The 18,520-nt window shown below is 38.8% G+C and carries 17 protein-coding genes; 7 read left to right on the top strand and 10 right to left on the bottom strand.

Annotation, left to right across the window (positions count from 1 at the left end; all coding sequences use genetic code 11):
- Window positions 1-9: 9 nt before the first annotated feature.
- Window positions 10-873 carry an AraC family transcriptional regulator gene (locus E0E36_RS10360; RefSeq protein ID WP_130855875.1) on the bottom strand — a complete coding sequence of 288 codons (864 nt, stop codon included), beginning with the start codon at window positions 871-873 and terminating at the stop codon, window positions 10-12.
- Window positions 874-1,106: 233 nt separating this feature from the next.
- Here E0E36_RS10360 and E0E36_RS10355 point away from each other — a divergent pair, with 233 nt between their 5' ends.
- Together E0E36_RS10355 and E0E36_RS10350 are read left to right on the top strand one after the other, a co-directional pair.
- Window positions 1,107-2,126 (top strand): zinc-binding alcohol dehydrogenase family protein, encoded by a 1,020-nt coding sequence (locus E0E36_RS10355; protein ID WP_165446956.1) that lies wholly within the window; start codon window positions 1,107-1,109, stop codon window positions 2,124-2,126.
- Window positions 2,127-2,223: 97 nt separating this feature from the next.
- On the top strand, window positions 2,224-2,757 hold the full coding sequence (locus tag E0E36_RS10350; RefSeq protein ID WP_130855873.1) for an OmpA family protein: 534 nt from the start codon (window positions 2,224-2,226) through the stop codon (window positions 2,755-2,757).
- Window positions 2,758-2,850: 93 nt separating this feature from the next.
- Here E0E36_RS10350 and E0E36_RS10345 read toward each other — a convergent pair whose 3' ends face one another.
- On the bottom strand, window positions 2,851-3,234 hold the full coding sequence (locus E0E36_RS10345) for a helix-turn-helix domain-containing protein (protein ID WP_013667096.1): 384 nt from the start codon (window positions 3,232-3,234) through the stop codon (window positions 2,851-2,853).
- Window positions 3,235-3,557: 323 nt separating this feature from the next.
- On the opposite strand from E0E36_RS10345, the gene E0E36_RS10340 reads away from it, so the two are divergent.
- Window positions 3,558-4,649: a Gfo/Idh/MocA family protein gene (locus tag E0E36_RS10340; RefSeq protein ID WP_130855872.1), complete on the top strand. Its 1,092-nt coding sequence runs from the start codon at window positions 3,558-3,560 to the stop codon at window positions 4,647-4,649.
- 31 nt (window positions 4,650-4,680) lie between these two features.
- Here E0E36_RS10340 and E0E36_RS10335 read toward each other — a convergent pair whose 3' ends face one another.
- From E0E36_RS10335 to E0E36_RS10325, 3 genes are read right to left on the bottom strand one after another with little or no spacing between them, the layout of a single operon-like run.
- Window positions 4,681-5,430 (bottom strand): DeoR/GlpR family DNA-binding transcription regulator, encoded by a 750-nt coding sequence (locus tag E0E36_RS10335; RefSeq protein ID WP_130855871.1) that lies wholly within the window; start codon window positions 5,428-5,430, stop codon window positions 4,681-4,683.
- A gap of 22 nt (window positions 5,431-5,452) precedes the next feature.
- Window positions 5,453-6,094: an HAD family hydrolase gene (locus tag E0E36_RS10330; protein ID WP_013667099.1), complete on the bottom strand. Its 642-nt coding sequence runs from the start codon at window positions 6,092-6,094 to the stop codon at window positions 5,453-5,455.
- Window positions 6,095-6,110: 16 nt separating this feature from the next.
- Window positions 6,111-7,325 carry an MFS transporter gene (locus tag E0E36_RS10325; RefSeq protein WP_130855870.1) on the bottom strand — a complete coding sequence of 405 codons (1,215 nt, stop codon included), beginning with the start codon at window positions 7,323-7,325 and terminating at the stop codon, window positions 6,111-6,113.
- A gap of 283 nt (window positions 7,326-7,608) precedes the next feature.
- Between E0E36_RS10325 and E0E36_RS10320 the strand changes: the two genes are divergently transcribed.
- Window positions 7,609-8,457: a cold-shock protein gene (locus tag E0E36_RS10320; protein WP_130855869.1), complete on the top strand. Its 849-nt coding sequence runs from the start codon at window positions 7,609-7,611 to the stop codon at window positions 8,455-8,457.
- A 126-nt stretch (window positions 8,458-8,583) separates the two neighbouring features.
- Here E0E36_RS10320 and E0E36_RS10315 read toward each other — a convergent pair whose 3' ends face one another.
- On the bottom strand, window positions 8,584-11,514 hold the full coding sequence (locus tag E0E36_RS10315) for an FAD-binding and (Fe-S)-binding domain-containing protein (RefSeq protein ID WP_130855868.1): 2,931 nt from the start codon (window positions 11,512-11,514) through the stop codon (window positions 8,584-8,586).
- 399 nt (window positions 11,515-11,913) lie between these two features.
- Between E0E36_RS10315 and E0E36_RS10310 the strand changes: the two genes are divergently transcribed.
- The 3 genes from E0E36_RS10310 to E0E36_RS10300 all read left to right on the top strand — a co-directional run bounded on the left by E0E36_RS10310 (window position 11,914) and on the right by E0E36_RS10300 (window position 14,230).
- A complete protein-coding gene (locus tag E0E36_RS10310) occupies window positions 11,914-12,579 on the top strand; it encodes a FadR/GntR family transcriptional regulator (protein ID WP_130855867.1) in 666 nt (221 codons plus the stop codon).
- A 31-nt stretch (window positions 12,580-12,610) separates the two neighbouring features.
- The gene (locus tag E0E36_RS10305; protein WP_130855866.1) at window positions 12,611-13,828 is read left to right on the top strand and encodes an MFS transporter; all 1,218 of its coding nucleotides are present in this window, start codon (window positions 12,611-12,613) and stop codon (window positions 13,826-13,828) included.
- 96 nt (window positions 13,829-13,924) lie between these two features.
- Window positions 13,925-14,230, top strand: coding sequence for a hypothetical protein (locus E0E36_RS10300; RefSeq protein ID WP_013667105.1), 306 nt, complete (start codon window positions 13,925-13,927; stop codon window positions 14,228-14,230).
- A gap of 76 nt (window positions 14,231-14,306) precedes the next feature.
- On the opposite strand, the gene E0E36_RS10295 is transcribed toward E0E36_RS10300, so the two are convergent.
- From E0E36_RS10295 to E0E36_RS10280, 4 genes are all read right to left on the bottom strand, one after another.
- Window positions 14,307-14,525 (bottom strand): hypothetical protein, encoded by a 219-nt coding sequence (locus E0E36_RS10295; RefSeq protein WP_013667106.1) that lies wholly within the window; start codon window positions 14,523-14,525, stop codon window positions 14,307-14,309.
- A gap of 36 nt (window positions 14,526-14,561) precedes the next feature.
- The gene (locus E0E36_RS10290; RefSeq protein WP_130855865.1) at window positions 14,562-16,838 is read right to left on the bottom strand and encodes a cation:proton antiporter domain-containing protein; all 2,277 of its coding nucleotides are present in this window, start codon (window positions 16,836-16,838) and stop codon (window positions 14,562-14,564) included.
- Window positions 16,839-16,942: 104 nt separating this feature from the next.
- Entirely contained in the window at window positions 16,943-17,647 is a 705-nt protein-coding gene (locus tag E0E36_RS10285; protein WP_130855864.1) for a LytR/AlgR family response regulator transcription factor, read from the bottom strand.
- A complete protein-coding gene (locus tag E0E36_RS10280) occupies window positions 17,644-18,387 on the bottom strand; it encodes a histidine kinase (protein ID WP_130855863.1) in 744 nt (247 codons plus the stop codon). The genes E0E36_RS10285 and E0E36_RS10280 overlap by 4 nt, the downstream gene beginning before the upstream one ends.
- Window positions 18,388-18,520: the final 133 nt, after the last annotated feature.

Here is an 18,520-nt window from a genome sequence, read left to right as displayed (position 1 = left end):
TACATAGGTTTATCCCGCTCCGTGTAGCTGTAGATACGTTTTAGGGGTTTTACCTGTTACCGATTTAAAAATTTCGTGAAATGAGGTATAATTGCTAAATCCACTTTCGTAACATATCTGCTTGATTGTACCTTTGTTTTCTACCAAAAGCTTACAGGCATAACCAATACGGACTTCCTGTAAAAACCGCGTATAAGTTTTCCCGGTGCGATTTTTAAAATATCGGCAGAAAGAACTGGGTACTAAATCAGCTATGGCAGCTACCTGATCTAATTCGATTTTATTTCTAAAATTTTTAAGGGTGTAGTTGTAAATACTATGCAAGCGATTTGTTTCATTTTCACTGTGTTTATAGGAAAAACCAACGGAGGCTAGAACACAGGGTGACTTAATGTTCGCTATATAATGTAAACAGGTTAGTAGAGACATTAACCGATTGAATCCCTCTAATTCATAAATAGCTGCCATGAGATCAACAACAATTGGATGCTCGTGTCCTTTTAGCATAATTCCTCGTTGTGCCGAATCAAACAAGTGCTTAAACAAGCGAAACTCCGGTAAACTAAGCCATGCTGCGCCTAAAAATTTTTCATGGAAGTGTATAACCGTCGAATAAGGTTGCTCATTACTTTCGTCGTATTCTGCATCGTAACGCCAATAATGAGGTAAATTTGAACCGACCAACACGATGTCGCCAGCTTTAAATCGCTGAATATGATCTCCTACGAACTGAGTGCCACTTCCCTGATGAAAGTGTATGAGTTCTAATTCGGCGTGGCAATGCCATCGATTATTGATGTTTGCTTTTAGCTCTTTACGAACCTGAAAAGAGCTCGAATGCCCTGAATGTAAAACAATTTGCTCAACTTTCATTAAACCACTGTTATATTAGTTTTCATTGCCGAAAATATGAACCGTTCTGCGCTCTCATACCAGAACTCATAAAACAACAATATTCAATATGATAATCTATAAAAATAAGGCTATTTTTCTTTATTTGAACAATATGGAATATACAAAGTTAAAATCCCGTAACAATAGGCTAATTGTTTTAAATGAAAAATCGTTAAAATGCGTCTTATTTGTATTCGAAAAACTTAAGAGAAATGAAAACAATTATATGTCAAGAACCTGGTAAATTAGAGATAGTTCAATCAACGGTTCCGCGTCTATCGGCAGGACATAGTATCATACAGATAGAGAAAGTTGGCATATGTGGCACCGACATACATGCTTTTGACGGTACTCAGCCTTACTTCGAGTATCCAAGAATACTTGGACATGAATTGGCGGGAAGAATACTTGAGACGACCCCTGATTCAAACTTAGAAAAAGGAGATTTGGTTACTGTTATGCCTTATCTTAATTGCGGAAAATGTATCGCCTGCAGAAAAGGAAAAACAAATTGCTGCGCTCAAATGCAAGTGATCGGCGTGCATATTGATGGCGGTATGCGCCGTTATATAAGTGTACCAAATCATCTGATTATTAAAGAAAACCAGCTTAACATACAACAACTGGCTCTTATTGAGCCTCTTGCGATTGGCGCACACGGTGTAGCTAGGGCTCACTTCGTAGCGGGCGATTTTGTGTTAGTCATAGGCGCGGGTCCAATTGGTCTTGGTACCATGGAAATGGCAAAGGTGCGTGGTGCAACAGTTATTGCTATGGATATCAATCCCAATCGTTTACAGTTTTGCAAAGAGGCGCTCAACATACCTTACACGATTTTAGCTACTGCAGAAGATTCCATGGATTCGCTGCGTACAATAACGAACGGAGAAATGCCAATAGCGGTATTTGATTGTACCGGGAATTTAAATGCGATCAATCGTGCATTTGAATATGTTGCTCATGGTGGCGAGTATATATTGATTGGTCTTCAAAAAGGCGATATTATATTCAATCATCCTGCCTTTCATAAACGCGAACTTACATTAATGAGCAGCCGAAACGCCACTATACAAGATTTCGAGCACGTTATAAAAAACGTGAAAGAAAAGGCTGTCAATCCGGAAAAATATATCACACATCAATTTGAAGCGGATCACATTCGTGAAGCTTTTAAAACTTGCACAAGTACTTCATCTGCTGTCATTAAAGTTTTAGTTGACTTTAGTTCCTAAATGAAAGAGCTTCAAGATAGCCTTTTTAGAGGTACTCACATAGAGAATCTTTTCTATGTTCTGGATATTCCTTATGTTTACAGAAATTTTATGCGTGATGAATATTAAGAAAACCTATCCATTTGTTATTTTACTTACTGTTTTTGTGAGTATGCAAGCTTGTAAATCGAAGAAGATGGCTGTGCAGCCAAATGCCGTCGTTGAAACAGTTAAAAAGGAAGAGCCGGTAAAAGAGAAAGAACCGGAGCCTGCGCCTGTCGAAGAAAAGGAGGAAGAACCGGTCGTTGAGAAACCCAATTATAACTTTAAAAATATTTTGTTTGAGTTCGATTCAGGGGTGCTAAAAACCGCTTCTTATAGTGTATTGGATCAAATCGTACGAGAAATGAAGAAGGACCCCTCTGTTAAGTTTACCATTAATGGGCATGCTTCTCTAGAAGGATCGGCTGAACATAACATGGCTCTATCGGTTGATCGCGCCAACGCCGTCAAACTTTATTTGGTAAATGCAGGTATAAGTCCGGATAATTTAACCGCGCAGGGCTTCGGAGCAACCAAACCGGTGGCTACTAACGAAACGGAAGAAGGTAGGTCGCAAAACAGAAGAGTGGAAATAAAGCTCTCGAAATAATCAGTTTGCCAGCCTAACTACATCAAATCACACAAAAGACAAGGCCAACTAAAAGTTGGCCTTGTCTTTTGTGTTTTCATAGGATAGTATACCTTACATAGAAGGATAGGACAGCGTATTTATCTTATTACTGCTTATCGCCAAAATCTGATTGTATTCTTCTAGTAGATTGATATATTTATCTTTCCAATAGTTTATTTTCTCACGCTCTTCACTCAGTAAAGCGGTGTTCAACAGTTTACTATTGTTGAATGCATGCTGAAACTCTTCTGATGAAAACAGCTCGGGAAATTCATTTGAAAAGTCGTGCTTCAAAGCGCAACCTATTTTGAAGATGATTTCCGGTTTGAATTTGGGTTGATTAAACCAGTTATAAATGGATCTACGGTTTACTTTCATCAGTCTGGCTAGTTCACTGATACTATAACCGTTACGTCTAATTGTTCTTTCGATAATTTCGCCATAATGCTTGTCCATAGTTTTTCTCATTAGTTGGTAGTAATTTTATTTTGCTACACAAAGAAACGAGACAATTAGCGTAACCACTAGAGGAAAAAGCACAAAAAAATACAGGAAATTTCCTGTTTTTGTATATTAGCTATGTAATATAGCGATAAAATACATGTTTAAACTACAATTTTTCACAAAAAAATAACCTTATATTAATCTACATGTGGAAGCTTGGGCATATATTCCCATTCGTGAGTGTATTGTTTGTTGATTTTCCACAGATTGAGTAAAACATTTGTTTTAAGTATTTTGTTAGTCAGTTAAGTTAAATCATTTTTAAATAAACTTATATGCATTCGCGTCGGGAATTTATACATAGATTAGCAATTTCAACGGCTGGTATACCGTTTTTATCAAGCAAATTTCCTTTTTTTGACGATCGTCCACTAAGAGTAGCTATTATGGGCTTGGGTGGCTACGGTACACGTGTCGGTGAAGCAATGCAGTCTTGCAGACGAGCCAAACTTGTAGGTGTTATTAGTGGCACTCCTTCGAAAATAAAAGCTTGGCAAGAGAAATATAATATACCTGATAAAAACTGCTACAACTATGAAAATTTTGATAACATAAAAGAGAATACCGATATCGATGCAGTTTATGTTATTACGCCTAATGCGCTTCATCACGACCATGTGATAAGGGCAGCAAAAGCAGGGAAACACGTCATATGTGAGAAACCGATGGCTCTTAACGCAAAGGAAGGACAAGACATGGTAAACGCATGCCGCGAGGCTAATGTTAAGCTCTTGGTGGGTTATCGCATGCATTTTGAGCCCAAGACGTTAGAGATTGTTCGGATGAGAAAGGAAGGCGAATTTGGGAAAATTTTATTTTTTCAGGGCCTTTCCGGCTTTAAGATAGGTGATCCGAATCAATGGAGATTAGACAAAGACCTAGCGGGTGGTGGCTCTTTGATGGATATAGGGATTTACGCTATAAATGGCGCCCGTTACATGGTAGGTGAAGAACCTGTTTGGGTCACCGCGCAAGAGACAAAAACGGATCCACAGAAATTTAAAGATGGTGTGGACGAAACGATTCAATTTCAAATGGGATTTCCAAGCGGTGCAGTTGCATCGTGCTTATCAACGTACAATATGAATAATTTGGATCGTTTCTTTTTAAATGGTGAAAAAGGTTTTGCTGAGCTGCAGCCTTCAACAGGGTACGGTCCAATAGAAGGTAAAACACACATCGGACCATTAACACAACCGCACAAAACGCACCAGACAGTGCAAATGGATGAAATGGCCGGTATTATTTTGGACGGACATAAAGCGATTGTTCCTGTAGACGGAGTGGAAGGCTTAAAAGACTTACAGATTATTGATGCGATTTATGAAGCCTGTCGGAGTGGACAAAAAGTTTCATTACAAGCTTAACGACAATAACGACGTAAGAATATAATATTATTCAGACAATGAGGATTTCCTTGTTACGAAACAGATCCAGCCTTTTATCTTCGCTGGGAAGATCTGTAACAAGTACATCAACAGGGGCAAGATCACAAACTTTAAAAAAATCATGATGGTTCAGTTTTTCGTGATTACTTAATACAATAGTTTTCAACGCCGCATTCATCATACTCTGCTTTACGTCTCCGTCTTCTCGTATGCGGGCAGTTATTCCATGATTGGGATCTGCAGCACAAGCTCCCATCAAATAGGCATCAGCAACATACATCGAGACTTCCTGACAAGTTCTGGTCCCGACGTTGGTTTCTGTATCACGATTATAAACCCCGCCTAAAACAACGATTTCTATCCCTTTATTCTTTGCCAATATGGGTACCAATGCCTGATTGTTGGTTACCACGCGAAAATGTGCATTAAACGGAAACTGTGTGGCCACTGCACAAATCGTAGTTCCTCCATCCATAAATATCGTTTGACCGTTCTTAACAAATTGTTGTGCTTTGAGGGCGATGACATCTTTACCCTTCTTTAAGTAAGACGATCGATCCTGAAAAGTTAAAGGATTCCTAGATCGCAAAATTGCTCCTCCTCTTACTTTAGATAAGAGGCCATTTTTGTGAAGGATGTCAATATCTCTCCTTATCGTATCTTCTGATACTTTTAGACTCTGTGCCAATAATTCATAAGTGACCATTTCTGAGCCCTTTAGGACCGTCAAAATATGATCTAATCGTTGCTCTTTTACCATTTACAGGTTGCTATTAATACTTTTAAATACCCAATAGTGCAGGCAATTCACTCATTTTCCGGAACACCTGTACGCGTTCATCGATCCATTCGTTTTCATCATAACCATTTGCAAAGGCATAAACACGAAAACCGCCAGCCAAGCCAGCCGTTATACCGGCTAAACTGTCTTCTATAACCACACATTCAGAAGGCTTATAGCCCATTGATTTAGCAGCGTATAAAAATATACCTGGATCAGGCTTCCAGCTATCAATTTCGTAAGAGCTAAAAATTCGATGAGGTTCAAAGAAACGTATCAGGCCCGTCACCTGAAGATTCAATTCAATTTTCTCCCGGGGTCCGCTTGAAGCGACACAGCAGGGAAGTTTTATAGTTGACAATAGTTCGCTTACACCGGCTATCGGCCGTACCTCTTGTTTGAACCGTTCATACGCTTTTCTACGGAACTCAATCTCAAAATTCTCTGGAAAAGCTTTTCCCCGCCGCTCTTCCAATATCTTGATGGTTTCCAAAATTTGTCGGCCACTAAAAAGTTTGAGTGCTTCTTCCAAATCTATCACAGCCGGCTCCCCTGCCATTTCCAATAAAACGGAAATCATAATGGACTCGGTATCTACCAGGACACCATCGCAATCAAATATTATGCATTTTACATCTAGCATACGGTTTCTTCTTAAATTATTCTGAATAGTTTTTCAACAGTTTAGATCGCTCGTTTCTACGAACGCTATAACTCAAAGCTACCAGTAAAAGCATTAAGCCGATACATGCGAATGCTATTGGAAGCGAAAAGTTATAGGCGATGAACCCGAGAATTGCCGGCCCTATTAATTGCCCGGCATATCCCATTGTCGTAATAGCCGGAATCGTTACGGTTGGAGAAAGGCCATTTATTCGTCCTCCTTCGGTAAAAAATACCGGAACGATATTGGCAGCTCCCAATCCGAGAAGAACAAATCCAAATAATGTACCTGAAATCCAGGGAACGAAAACGACCAATGACAATCCAAACGCTGCCAATAAGCTTCCACCTACTACGACCCGCTTTCCGTCTAAACGCGCCACAATTCGATCACCAACTAAACGCATAATTGCCATTGCTATTGAAAAAGCAGCATAACCACTACCTGCAAATTCAGGTTCTACATACCTAATTTCCCGGAGATAAACGGCACTCCAATCCAACATAGCTCCTTCTGATAGAAAAACGATAAAGCACATGGCACCTAGAAATAGAACACTTCCTTTCATCCAAGAGAAGCCCCCCTGCCCGTCAATAACTTCCGAGGAATTGGATTTTCGTAATTTTATCTCCGAATCTGCTGAAAGCAAATTGGTGTATTGGCTGCAAACGATAAGTAACAACAAAAGTGAAATACTAATAGCGGCTACAATTGGCTCCAGACCGAATCTAATAAAGAATCCTAACCCCAAAGATCCCAATAGCCCTCCCACGCTGAATAGTCCATGAAGCGAGGACATGATAGGTTTAGTAAAGATATTTTGAACCTGTACGCCGTGCGCATTCATGGCTACATCAATGGTGCCGACAGCAGCACCAAATATAAAAAGCATGATTCCCATCAAGATAGGAGACGTCATCAAAAGCAACATCGGTAAGCTAAGGGCCATAATGAAGGTTGAATACAGAATAACCGGTCGACTCCCATATCTCGTTGTCATAACACCCGTCAAGGGCATCATTGTAATGGCCCCGGCTCCCAGAAGAAGAAGCAGTAAACCTAGGTCTGCATCATTAAGGCCTAGTCTTTCCTTAGCATAGGGAACCATAGGAGCCCAACTGGAAATTCCCAATCCACATATCAAAAAAATATATTGTGTTGCGGAACGCGCTTTAGCGGGATTAATTCCATTTATTGAAGTGTTATTCATTTTGCAATATTATGCAAAATCGCATAATATCGCAAAACGAATAACTGAGATGTATCTCCGGATATCCTGACTTCTTAAATAGAGCCCTTGAAAGCTTAGAAACGCTATAGGTTATTGACCGGAATTGTGAGAGTAATTGGTGGTTTTTGTGAAAGCTACCCATATTCCATAAGATTCTGTTTACATTAATTTGATAATCAATAAATAATAAAAAAAATACTGATATTGTAACGAATAATGCTTACTTTTATCGCCGTTGAATCATAATCAAAAACTCCAGGCCATGTTCATCGGTGCAGTGAAATGGTTTGATAATCAAAAAGGATTCGGGATAATCGCATTACCTGAAGAAGAATCCTTATTCGTTCATATTCGCGGCTTTAGTTCGACGCCACTAGCAATCGACAGTGGAGATGTTGTCATTGGTGAAAAAAAACCAGACAAGAAAAAAGGTGGTTATATCGGTCATAATTGCCATTTAGCGACAAACAGAAAAGATTGGGATATTGCTATGCAACTTCTAGATATAGAAGCTAAAATAACACTACCCCAGACGCTTGATTTGCAGCATAAAGGATATCGGAAAAAAAAAGACGAAGAATATAACCTAATAAATTTGGCGGCAAAACAGATTTTGCAAGGCAAAACCGAGGACGAAATTTATGATGTCATCACCCAGTATTTTCAGCAATCATTGAATTCCGCACTCTTTCTTAAATATGTTAAAACGTTAGATACGGTGTTACACGAACTGTTTGATCGTGATGTTGCGGATCTCTTACTGAAGAGGATATACGTGTTTTTTGGAGAATCTTTGAACCATGAAATACTTTTCCTTGTTTGGAAAAGCGGTTGCTTTCAGTATATTGGATATGAAGCTGATGGCGACTTCGAGATTCCCGAAGAAATTTTATACCTATACGCAACAGAAATTGGTTATAAGGAATTAGAACGCATTAAAGCGTACAGCTTTGGGCCTGCTTTTTGCACTGAAATCGTTGAAGCAAACATCGAAGCCCTCGACCTAAGTAACGCGCACGAAATGGAGATTGCCAAATCTTTTGTCGACGTATTAGATGGCGATGAAAAGGAGCATTGGCAAAACTATATAACCAGTAGTATAACAAGATAAATTACGCCTTTTTAACCGCAGTCCTTTATTCACCAATATTCGTTTTATATCCTTGAAGCAAATTTACCTGCCATCGGGTGAATTTTTTTTTGGATATATTTTTAACCTACGTTCGCTTATGCATGACTATTTAACCAATGCATCCCAGAGTATCTCAACAGGGTGATATGCTTTACGGCTGGTTGCATCTTTTATTTGATGTCGACAACTTGTGCCCGGCGCGGCAATTATTTCACTGGAATCTGTCGAGCGTATCGAAGGCAATAAGACCAATTCGCCTACTTGCTGCGAAACATGGTAGTGTTCCTTTTCGTAGCCGAAAGAGCCTGCCATTCCACAACAACCGGAGGGAATGACCTCTACTTCATGTCCAGTTGGAAACTTCAATATTTTTTCTGTTTGGGCAACCAAGTGAAATGCCTTCTGATAACAATGTCCATGTAATTTGATCTTTTTTTCGATTGCTTTAAATTGCTCCTTCTTTATGTTTCCACGATCTATTTCCTCTGCAATAAACTCATCGATTAGTAAAGCATGTCTTGCTATCCGCTGCGCGTCGGATACCAGATCTTTATCAACTAAATCTAAATATTCATCTCTAAAAGTGAGAATCGCCGAAGGTTCGATACCTATCAATGGGCTTTTATCAGAAACTACGTCTTTGAATGCCAAAACATTTTGATTGGCTATTTTTTTTGCCTTTCGTAGGAGACCTTTCGACAAGTATGTGCGGCCACTCTCTTTATGATTAATTAATTTTACTTGGTACCCCAATGCACTCAACAGTTTAAAAGCTGTTTGTCCGATCCCCGTGTCGTTGTAATCGGTAAATTCATCGCAAAAGAGATACACCGTTTGCCCAACAGCTAGATCTTGCGGCTTTTGTCGTTGTATCCACTTTCGAAGGGTTGTGTTACCAATTTCAGGCAAGGATCGTTCCGGAGCGAAGCCAATGGCACCTTTTACTAATGACGATAAAACACGGTTCTTGATAACAGCATTATACAGACGGGGCGCATAACTCCCTATCTTTTGAGACTTGGTGAAATTTGCGATGAGCCATGTTCTAAAGGGCGTCCCATTCGCATCGTAGTAATGTTGCAAAAACTCTGCCTTCATTTTTGTTACATCAACCGCAGAAGGACATTCCGTTTTACAGGCCTTGCAACTTAGACACAGATCCATCACTTCTTTGATTTCTGCATGATCAAAGCGATTCTCTTTAGTGGAATGGGTTAAAAACTGCCGAAGCATGTTAGCACGTGCTCTTGTTGTATCTTTCTCCTCACGAGTTGCCATATAAGAGGGACACATCGTACCTCCTGTTATATGTGATTTTCTACAGTCTCCGGAACCTGAACACTTTTCGGCTAAACGAAGAATATTCTCTTGTTTTTGATAGTCAAAAATTGTATTTATGTGAATAGCAGAGGTGTCTGTTTCGTATCGTAGAAATTTGTCCATCGGCGGTGTGCGGACAATTTTATTCGCATTAAAAATAGAAGAAGCGTCGAAAATAGATTTGATTTTTTCTAAAAGCAGATAAACCTCCTCTCCTAACACCGTCTTTATAAATTCTCCCCGCAAACGACCATCGCCATGCTCTCCGCTTAGCGATCCATTGTATTTTTTTACCAAAACAGCCGTTTCGGCCAATATCGCTCTGAATTTATGCCTTCCGTCGGCTGTTTTTAGATTAATCAAAGGTTCAACGTGTAGCTCGCCGGCTCCCGCATGTGCATAATAGGACGCCTTTGTACCGTATTTGGTTAATATAGCCTGAACTTCTTCTATATAAGAAGGAAGATCTTCAGGTGAAACAGCACAATCTTCAATTAGGTTCACAGGCTGTGTGTCTCCCGGTAAATTACGGATCAGTCCTAATCCAGCTTTACGAACGTCCCAAACCAAATTGGTGCGACTACCTGTAATAAGCGGATAAGCATAGCCTATATTGTTGGACGCTAAGGCCGATTTTAATGTATTTGCTTTATTGACTACACCTTCTACATCATGGTCCCGGAACTCGACCATTAATAAAGCGGCCGGATCACCTTCAATAAAGAAACGATTATACCGGTAAGTGGGATGATCTTTCGTGAAATCAAGAATGTATTTGTCCACTAGTTCGGACGCTTCAGGGTGGTGTGCTAGGGCTGTAATATTGGCATGCAAAGATTCAATAAGCGAATGGCAATGTATACAGAGTATTCCTACCTCCTGAGGTGGTAGCGAGATAAGGTTTAATTTAGCTTCGGTAACCAGTGCTAAAGTACCTTCGGAACCAGCTATCAATTTACTAAAGTTAAAGGCTTCGTTGGGCTTTGCCAATAGATCCAAAGCATATCCTGTATTGCGTCTTGTAATTGAATGTTTAGGATAGCCCTGTCTGATGGTCGCTTGGTTTCCTTTATCACTTAACAGGGCATTAACCGCTCTGTATATTTCACCTTCCCTATCGTTTTGCTTTAGCTTACTAAAAAGACTTGGCTCATCGAGTGCTTCAAAAATAGCAGAACTACCATCATCCAATAAGACTTTCATCGCCAATAGATGGCTCCGTGTATCACCCCAAACGATTGAATGCAAACCACTCGAATTATTCCCAATCATCCCGCCGATCATGGCTCGGCTTGCAGTGGAAGTTTCCGGGCCAAACATTAGGCCGTAGTCTTTTAAGAACGCATTTAAATCATCTCTTATTACGCCTGGCTGTACTCTTACCCAACGCTCTTCCTGATTTATTTCTAAAATCTTGTTAAAGTGCTTAGATACATCGATAATAATGCCCTTCCCAACAACCTGCCCTGCTAATGAGGTTCCGGCAGTTCTCGGTATCAAGGTAATTCCCGTTTGTTTAGCAAAATCTATTAACACCCTTAAGTCGTTTTCGTTCTTTGGAACAGCTACGGCTATGGGCAACTCTTGGTATACAGAAGCATCGGTAGAATACGCGAGTCGCACGGCATGATGCTCAGGGCTGTCATTGTAATATAACTCACCTGAAAAAATAGATCGTATATTTTCAAATTGACGATTAATATGCGGGGAATCCATATACAAGTTTATAAAAAAATGATGGTCTAGTTATTATAATATATCGCTACTATGATTCTTATAATCTATAATATAGGCCAAATCCAATTGAGTGTAATACCCGAGTCAACCTCATTTTTGATGTCAGGCGATTAACTTAAAATGATCTATCCAATATACGCTCATATCAGTCTTCTATTTTTTACAAAAAAACACTTTCTTTTCCATTAAACACTAAAAAAAATATTTTTTGCAGTTCATCGCAAGGCACCTTCATGTTGATGGATTAAATGAGGTAAACAATATAAAACACAACACTAAGAAGAATAATGTACAACAATCTCTCGATGGGCTTTGATTTTATAAATCATTTATTACATTTGTACATTCATCTGATGATATGATGAATAAAGTAGTATAATGAAAACAGTAATACAGCGAAAATCACTTGCCGACGAAGTGGCATCTAAACTTCAAAAACAAATTTTTAACGGAAATTATAAATTACATGAGAAGCTTCCGATCGAATCGGAGTTAATGAAGTCTTTTGGAGTTGGTCGTTCTACTATTAGGGAAGCCGTTAAAATCTTAGTTAATTCCGGTTTATTGCGAGTACAACAAGGTATCGGTACTTTTGTGGAAAATAATCATATTCATAAGGAGCCTATCGAACAGCGATTTAAACGGGCAGACTTTAAAGAACTGGATGAGGTTAGGCAATTGTTGGAAATGAAGATTGCGGAGAAAGCCGCAATTAACCGAACAGAACGAGATATTATTCAGATACAAACTCATCTATATGCTCGTAAAAAAGCTGCTGATGCTGATTCGCTGGAAAACTGCATTGACGCCGACGTTAACTTTCATATTTCCATTGCAGAGGCGTCACAAAATGAGATTTTAACGGACTTATATAAAATGGTTTCGATTCATTTAAAAAATTGGTTCCATAGTATATATTCGGATACTTCTGTTTTTAGGAATACACAGCAACTCCACGAGCAGCTTCTAAAAGATATAATTGCAGGCAACGCCAAAAAAGCTTGGAACACAGCAGCAAAAATAATCGGACACATTTCACAATAATCAAAAATCTCTAATTCTCCAATCTAAAAAAATGAAAACGCTTACCAATAGCACGCTTGATTCTGACGTAAGAAAAACAGTTTATTCAATCCTCTTTACCATTAGTTTCACGCATTTATTAAATGATATGATCCAGTCGGTAATCCCTGCAATCTATCCATTAATAAAGAGCAATTTCCATTTATCATTTACACAAATCGGAATGATAACTTTTACATTTCAGCTAACCGCTTCTCTATTGCAACCTTTTGTAGGCTATTACACCGATCGAACTCCACGTCCTTATTCGCTTGCAATCGGCATGGCGTTTACGCTGTTTGGCCTGATCTTATTATCAACAGCTAACGGATTCATTCCCATACTAATAGCAGTAAGTTTAATTGGAATGGGATCTTCTGTATTTCATCCTGAATCTTCCAGAGTGGCACACTTAGCGTCTGGTGGAAAAAAAGGATTGGCGCAATCTATTTTTCAACTGGGCGGTAATGCCGGCAGTGCCATTGGTCCATTGTTGGCTGCCTTAATAGTAGTTCCTTATGGACAACTTAATATTATTTGGTTTGCCTTGGCGGCTATTTTGGCTATCATAGTTCTTTTGCAAATCGGGAAATGGTATAAAGAACATCTGTATCTAAAAAGCGTCAAATCGGGTAAAACAACAATAAGCACACCTGTTTTTTCTAAGAAACGTATTCTCACAGCGCTCGGGATCCTGCTTGTCTTAATATTCTCTAAATATTTCTACATGGCTAGTATGACCAGTTATTTTACGTTCTACCTAATTGAGAAATTTCATCTTAGTGTACAACAATCTCAACTGTACTTATTTGCTTTTCTAGCATCTGTAGCAGCTGGTACAATGATTGGGGGGCCCTTGGGAGATCGCTTTGGAAGAAAGTATATTATCTGGATATCCATATTAGGGGCTGCTCCCTTTACGCTGCTTCTACCTTTTGCAAATTTATTCTGGACAGGTATTTTAGCCGTACTTATAGGGGTAATTATATCATCGGCTTTTTCGGCAATTTTAGTCTATGCTACAGACTTAGTTCCTGACAAAGTTGGTATGATTGCAGGTCTTTTTTTCGGATTTGCCTTCGGGATGGGCGGTGTAGGATCGGCTTTATTGGGGTGGTTAGCCGATCATACAAGTATCAATTATGTATTTAAAATATGTGCCTTTTTGCCGCTAATAGGAATTATAACAGGTTTTCTCCCGAATGTAGAAAGTCAACGCAAAAGGTCGTGATAACCTTTTGCGCATTTTTTTACGCTTTTCTGTGTACTTTATGTATATACAGCTATTGTTGTTAATACCTAGTTTTACCCATAACAATAAAGTATTATGGGAAACTTTGTCGCACTCAATGACTTTGCTGATCATCTTAAAAGGTTTTTTCTACAACACCCGGAAAGATTGCCGAAAGGAATAGATATAAAGAATCTGGAAGTTAAACCTTTTCAAAACGCTTGGATAGACAAGCGCCTGACGTCAGACTATGAATATGTACGTTATATGGATGTATTATTTTATGGAAATGAAAGTACGGTTGACAATCATTTTCATAGTTTTATTATTACCTACTCTTGTGATAAACATGTTATAGAAGTCACGAAAATGGAGTTTTACAACAACTTAACATCTGCCTAATATTTTTTATATCACCAACCAACCTTAAAATCCCGGTATTATATCCGGGATTTTTTGATTATCAGGTTAAAAACAGCTATTCTTCGTACATACGAATAGCGTGAATACCAATCTTCCCTAATTCATTGATGACTTCCAGATAATTTATGCCAATACCGTTTATTATTAACAGTTTATAAATGGATTCGATATCGAGCCTCCAATGATTTAGGCCTTTAATATTTTCTAACGCGCTCAGTAGTTTGTTCTTAATAAGAGGCGTTTGAATATCAGTCTTGAATATTAAAGTCTCCATAATTAAAATTTATGTTACCAAATGCTTATTTACGAGCTAGGGTTTTAGAATAAGTACAGAAGGAGTTTCAGCCAACCAGACACTTCTTGATTCAACTGCCTTCTTCCAGCTATCCAGACTAACGAGCAGCAAATCTTTCTGGCCCAATAATGCCTTATTCATCGTTCTTTCGTCTATTACTGACAGGTGATTTGATGCTACCACATCAATCGCTCTGATAGCTTCTTTAAACTCAATATTCTGTTTAATGACACCTGCAATATCCATGATATAAATCTTGACGCCGCCATTCTGTATAAGTTTCTGAATATAAATCAATAGGAAGCTATCACTCAAGGAGAATATTGGCACGATCACTTCTTTTATTTCCCTTAATTGTTTGTCAATCAATATGCCTGTCGGAATTTTCGAGTGCTTCAATATATACTTGGTTCGTTCGTCGAATACACCAAAAGAAAAAAAGTTACCTTTCGTTTTAAACGTCTCATATAACCTTTCGGGATTTACAACGGTAGAGGTGAGCCCCAATATCCGACCTAACAATGTGCCTTCAAATACAGATTTGCCAACACCAACTAAGAGTAGATCAAATTCGCCTTTGTTGGCTGTTTCTATAATATCATCATCGATATTATCTGAAGGCTTGAACAGTGAAACAACGGACTGCCCTAACTCCTTTGACTCAGATTCTATTGGCGCAAAGCTTTCTTTTTCATATTCGAATGCGTTGAATTGATTCAATTCGTTTGCAATGGAAAGATGTAATGCTGTAACACTTACCGTATCTTTTGTTTTTCTAGTTAGACTATTGGCTAGTCGTACGAGCAGACGACCTGTTAGTGGATTACCAAAGGCGATCAGAATATTGTATTTATCAACCTGTAATGCCGGAAGTGAATTCTCCTCCTGCTTATCCTTAAAAAAATAGTTAATAAATGCTAGAGAAGGGCCTGTCATAAAGGTAGTAACCAGGGCCATAAGTACCAACATAGCAAAAACTTCGGGAGAAAGCACGCCAAGATCATATCCAATATTAAGTGCTACAAGCTCCATTAATCCACGCGTATTCATTAATGCACCTATTGTCAGGCTTCCTTTCCAACTTTGCCCTACAAATCTTGCGGCTATTGCGCTTCCCGCAAACTTCCCTACTACAGCTACTAAAATGAAAACAAGGCACAACCCCCATAGCTCGGGTTCATTTAACAGTCCTATTTGCGTACGCAAACCGGTAAAAACGAAAAAAAGAGGTAGCAAGAGGACAAGGGCTAAGTCCTCTACCTTTTCAATAAAGATGTTTCTGAAATTTATATTAGCGGGCATGATTACGCCTGCCATAAAGGCTCCAAATAGGGCATGGATGCCGATCACTTCTGTGCTCCAAGAGGATAACAGTAAGATTACGAAAAAGATACCTACGATTGGCTTGCTTAAACTCTCTTTAGTGGAATAAAGATCTCCTATTCTCTTTAAAAAAGGTCTAACAAATTTTAGCATGAGTGCTACATAAGCTACAGATAATAAAATAGTGTAAAGGGCGCTAGCAAGGGAACCTGCCTTCACAATAGCAATTACAGCCGCGAGTATACACCAGGCCGTTATATCATCAGCTGCGGCACATGTAATGGCCATAGCACCTAATTTGGTTTTTGAAAGTCCACGCTCTTGCACAATCCGAGCTAATACGGGGAAAGCAGTAATGCTCATGGAGATACCAATAAACAGTGCATAAGAAATGAAATTGACACCCTCAGGTGCTGTTTCCTGATAAATGAAATAGGCCAACGCAACGCCGAGGGCGAAAGGAAAAATTATACTGGCGTGACTCACTACTACAGCTTCATGCGCTTTGTTTCTTAAAATGCCTAAATCAAGTTCCATCCCCACAACAAACATAAAAAGTATAAGACCGATCTGGCTCATAATACCTAGATTCCCCAGTGAGCTTGCGGGAAAAAGAACCGCTGAAAAATCTGGAAAATAGGCGCCTAACAATGAAGGTCCTAATACGATCCCGGCGATTATTTCACCAATTACGCTCGGCTGACCAATTTTTCTACACATATAGCCAAAGCATCTAGCAACCAGTATAATGGCGATGATCTGTAATAATAAAGTGGCTAACGGATAAGAAAAGTTATATTTTAATGAATCGATAAAGTGACTCCAGGCTGAGCCTGAAACTCCTATCTGTTCCACTTTTACATTTTTTTCAAATTCTAAGTTAGCACCTTGAATGATCAGCAAGTAGATGAACAGAGAAAAGCCCCCAATACTCACCACGTAAAATACGAAATCTTTATATCGCCTCATTATGAAAATTTTTAAAGTACTTTTACGAATTTAGAACTTAGGTATCCTTTATGAAAGCGCTGACAGTCTATTCTGTAACCAACGAGAAATAAAATGTAATAAAGTTAAGCGCCGAACATCGCAAGAAAATCTTTACGATAATGTTCATTCAAGGAGAAGACAAAAGACTTGGATCCTACTAATAGGGTAACCTGATTATGGGTAAAGGCATGTACACACCGAGTGGCAATAATTGTCTGTCGGTTGATGCGCACAAAAGCGTCTCGCGGAAGAAGCTTAACGAGTTGTTCAAATGAAATATTTTTTAACGTTACTTCCCTTCCATCGTCATAGATCACCCTCTTGTCTCTTTTATCAACTTCAGAGACCACAATAAATGCAATCATTGCAAAGTGTAATAGTATTTTCCCTTTATTGCTGTTCAACTGGACGTACTGGGGAAGCTCTTCCCGTTGGAGGAAATTATATGATTTATCAAAAGCTTTTTTTAATCGATCAAACTGAATAGGTTTTATAATGTAGTCTACAGCATCCAATTCATAGGCTTCGGCGGCAAATTCTTTATAAGCGGTAGTAAATATGATGGCTTTTCCTTCCAGTTTACCGGCCAACTCCATTCCGTTCATTTGCGGCATTTCAATATCGAGGACGCATACATTAAAATCCAGCTGATCAACCTCTTCTAGCATTCGCAAAGGGTTATTAAATGCCTTGACAACTTCAACATTACTAAACCCTTCGCAAATCGATCGCAAGTACCGAAGTGCGGGCAGCTCATCATCCAATAAAATACACCTTAATTCCTTCACAGTATTTTTATTCTTAGTTCGGTAATGAAAATTCCATTATTTATCGATTCCTTACAAGAATACCCTCCTTCGCCGTAAACAGAAGAAAGCTGATCTAAATAGATCGTATTTCCTAATCCTCCCTTCGTATTTAACGGTACCGGCAAATCATTGATTTTATTAGCTACCTGCAGTACAAACCAGGAATCATTTTCAAAAGAGAAGCTGACGCTTATAAAGGCGTTGTCACTTTGAAGATCGGCATGTTTAAAAGCATTTTCTATGGGATTTATAAATGTCAGCGGTGCGATTACAGCTTGGTTGCAACGGGGATCTCCCTCGTCTATTCTATTCTTTATGCGTATATCGAACAACGGACTCGTTTTTAATCGATTTATCTCAATAAAATTGCGTGCAAACGCTATCTCTTCCTTTATCGTTACTAAACGTCCGTCGGTGTCATATAAAATATAGTCTAACACGCCTGATAGTTTATCCAAGGCATAGTAGCTTTGGTAAGCATGTGATTGGATCGCATTCAGAGCATTTCTGAATAGATGAGGATTCAGCTTATACCGAAGCTGCTCTGCATGAACGCCTGTGTATTTTTTTTCAATTTCTTCATACTTCGTCTTTAACCTCAAATTTTCCTCCTTTAATTGCTCCTGGTTTTTCCACAAAAACAATAATACAATAATGGATGCCAGTAGCAAAATGGCTAAACCTATAGTGGAAACCAAATATATTGTATCGGTTATCATGAGTTTCAAAATACACAAATAATAAAAGGCTAATATATTCTATTTCCCGAAAAAATCAGGTGAATAACTAAAAGCAATATTGCATGGAACCGCGACTGTAGATGTAAAAGTGAATTTCTTATCATTTTACATT

Source organism: Olivibacter jilunii (assembly GCF_900607235.1).
In the GTDB taxonomy this organism is placed as follows: domain Bacteria; phylum Bacteroidota; class Bacteroidia; order Sphingobacteriales; family Sphingobacteriaceae; genus Olivibacter; species Olivibacter oleidegradans.
The sequence above is the reverse complement of the archived record's forward strand: the minus strand, read 5'-3'. Positions and strand labels throughout refer to the sequence as shown.

Coding starts and splice junctions, on each gene's coding strand:
- E0E36_RS10360 (WP_130855875.1), bottom strand. CDS start 873: ATGAAAGTTGAGCAAATTGTTTTACATTCAGGGCATTCGAGCTCTTTT.
- E0E36_RS10355 (WP_165446956.1), top strand. CDS start 1,107: ATGAAAACAATTATATGTCAAGAACCTGGTAAATTAGAGATAGTTCAA.
- E0E36_RS10350 (WP_130855873.1), top strand. CDS start 2,224: ATGAATATTAAGAAAACCTATCCATTTGTTATTTTACTTACTGTTTTT.
- E0E36_RS10345 (WP_013667096.1), bottom strand. CDS start 3,234: ATGGACAAGCATTATGGCGAAATTATCGAAAGAACAATTAGACGTAAC.
- E0E36_RS10340 (WP_130855872.1), top strand. CDS start 3,558: ATGCATTCGCGTCGGGAATTTATACATAGATTAGCAATTTCAACGGCT.
- E0E36_RS10335 (WP_130855871.1), bottom strand. CDS start 5,430: ATGGTAAAAGAGCAACGATTAGATCATATTTTGACGGTCCTAAAGGGC.
- E0E36_RS10330 (WP_013667099.1), bottom strand. CDS start 6,094: ATGCTAGATGTAAAATGCATAATATTTGATTGCGATGGTGTCCTGGTA.
- E0E36_RS10325 (WP_130855870.1), bottom strand. CDS start 7,325: ATGAATAACACTTCAATAAATGGAATTAATCCCGCTAAAGCGCGTTCC.
- E0E36_RS10320 (WP_130855869.1), top strand. CDS start 7,609: ATGTTCATCGGTGCAGTGAAATGGTTTGATAATCAAAAAGGATTCGGG.
- E0E36_RS10315 (WP_130855868.1), bottom strand. CDS start 11,514: ATGGATTCCCCGCATATTAATCGTCAATTTGAAAATATACGATCTATT.
- E0E36_RS10310 (WP_130855867.1), top strand. CDS start 11,914: ATGAAAACAGTAATACAGCGAAAATCACTTGCCGACGAAGTGGCATCT.
- E0E36_RS10305 (WP_130855866.1), top strand. CDS start 12,611: ATGAAAACGCTTACCAATAGCACGCTTGATTCTGACGTAAGAAAAACA.
- E0E36_RS10300 (WP_013667105.1), top strand. CDS start 13,925: ATGGGAAACTTTGTCGCACTCAATGACTTTGCTGATCATCTTAAAAGG.
- E0E36_RS10295 (WP_013667106.1), bottom strand. CDS start 14,525: ATGGAGACTTTAATATTCAAGACTGATATTCAAACGCCTCTTATTAAG.
- E0E36_RS10290 (WP_130855865.1), bottom strand. CDS start 16,838: ATGAGGCGATATAAAGATTTCGTATTTTACGTGGTGAGTATTGGGGGC.
- E0E36_RS10280 (WP_130855863.1), bottom strand. CDS start 18,387: ATGATAACCGATACAATATATTTGGTTTCCACTATAGGTTTAGCCATT.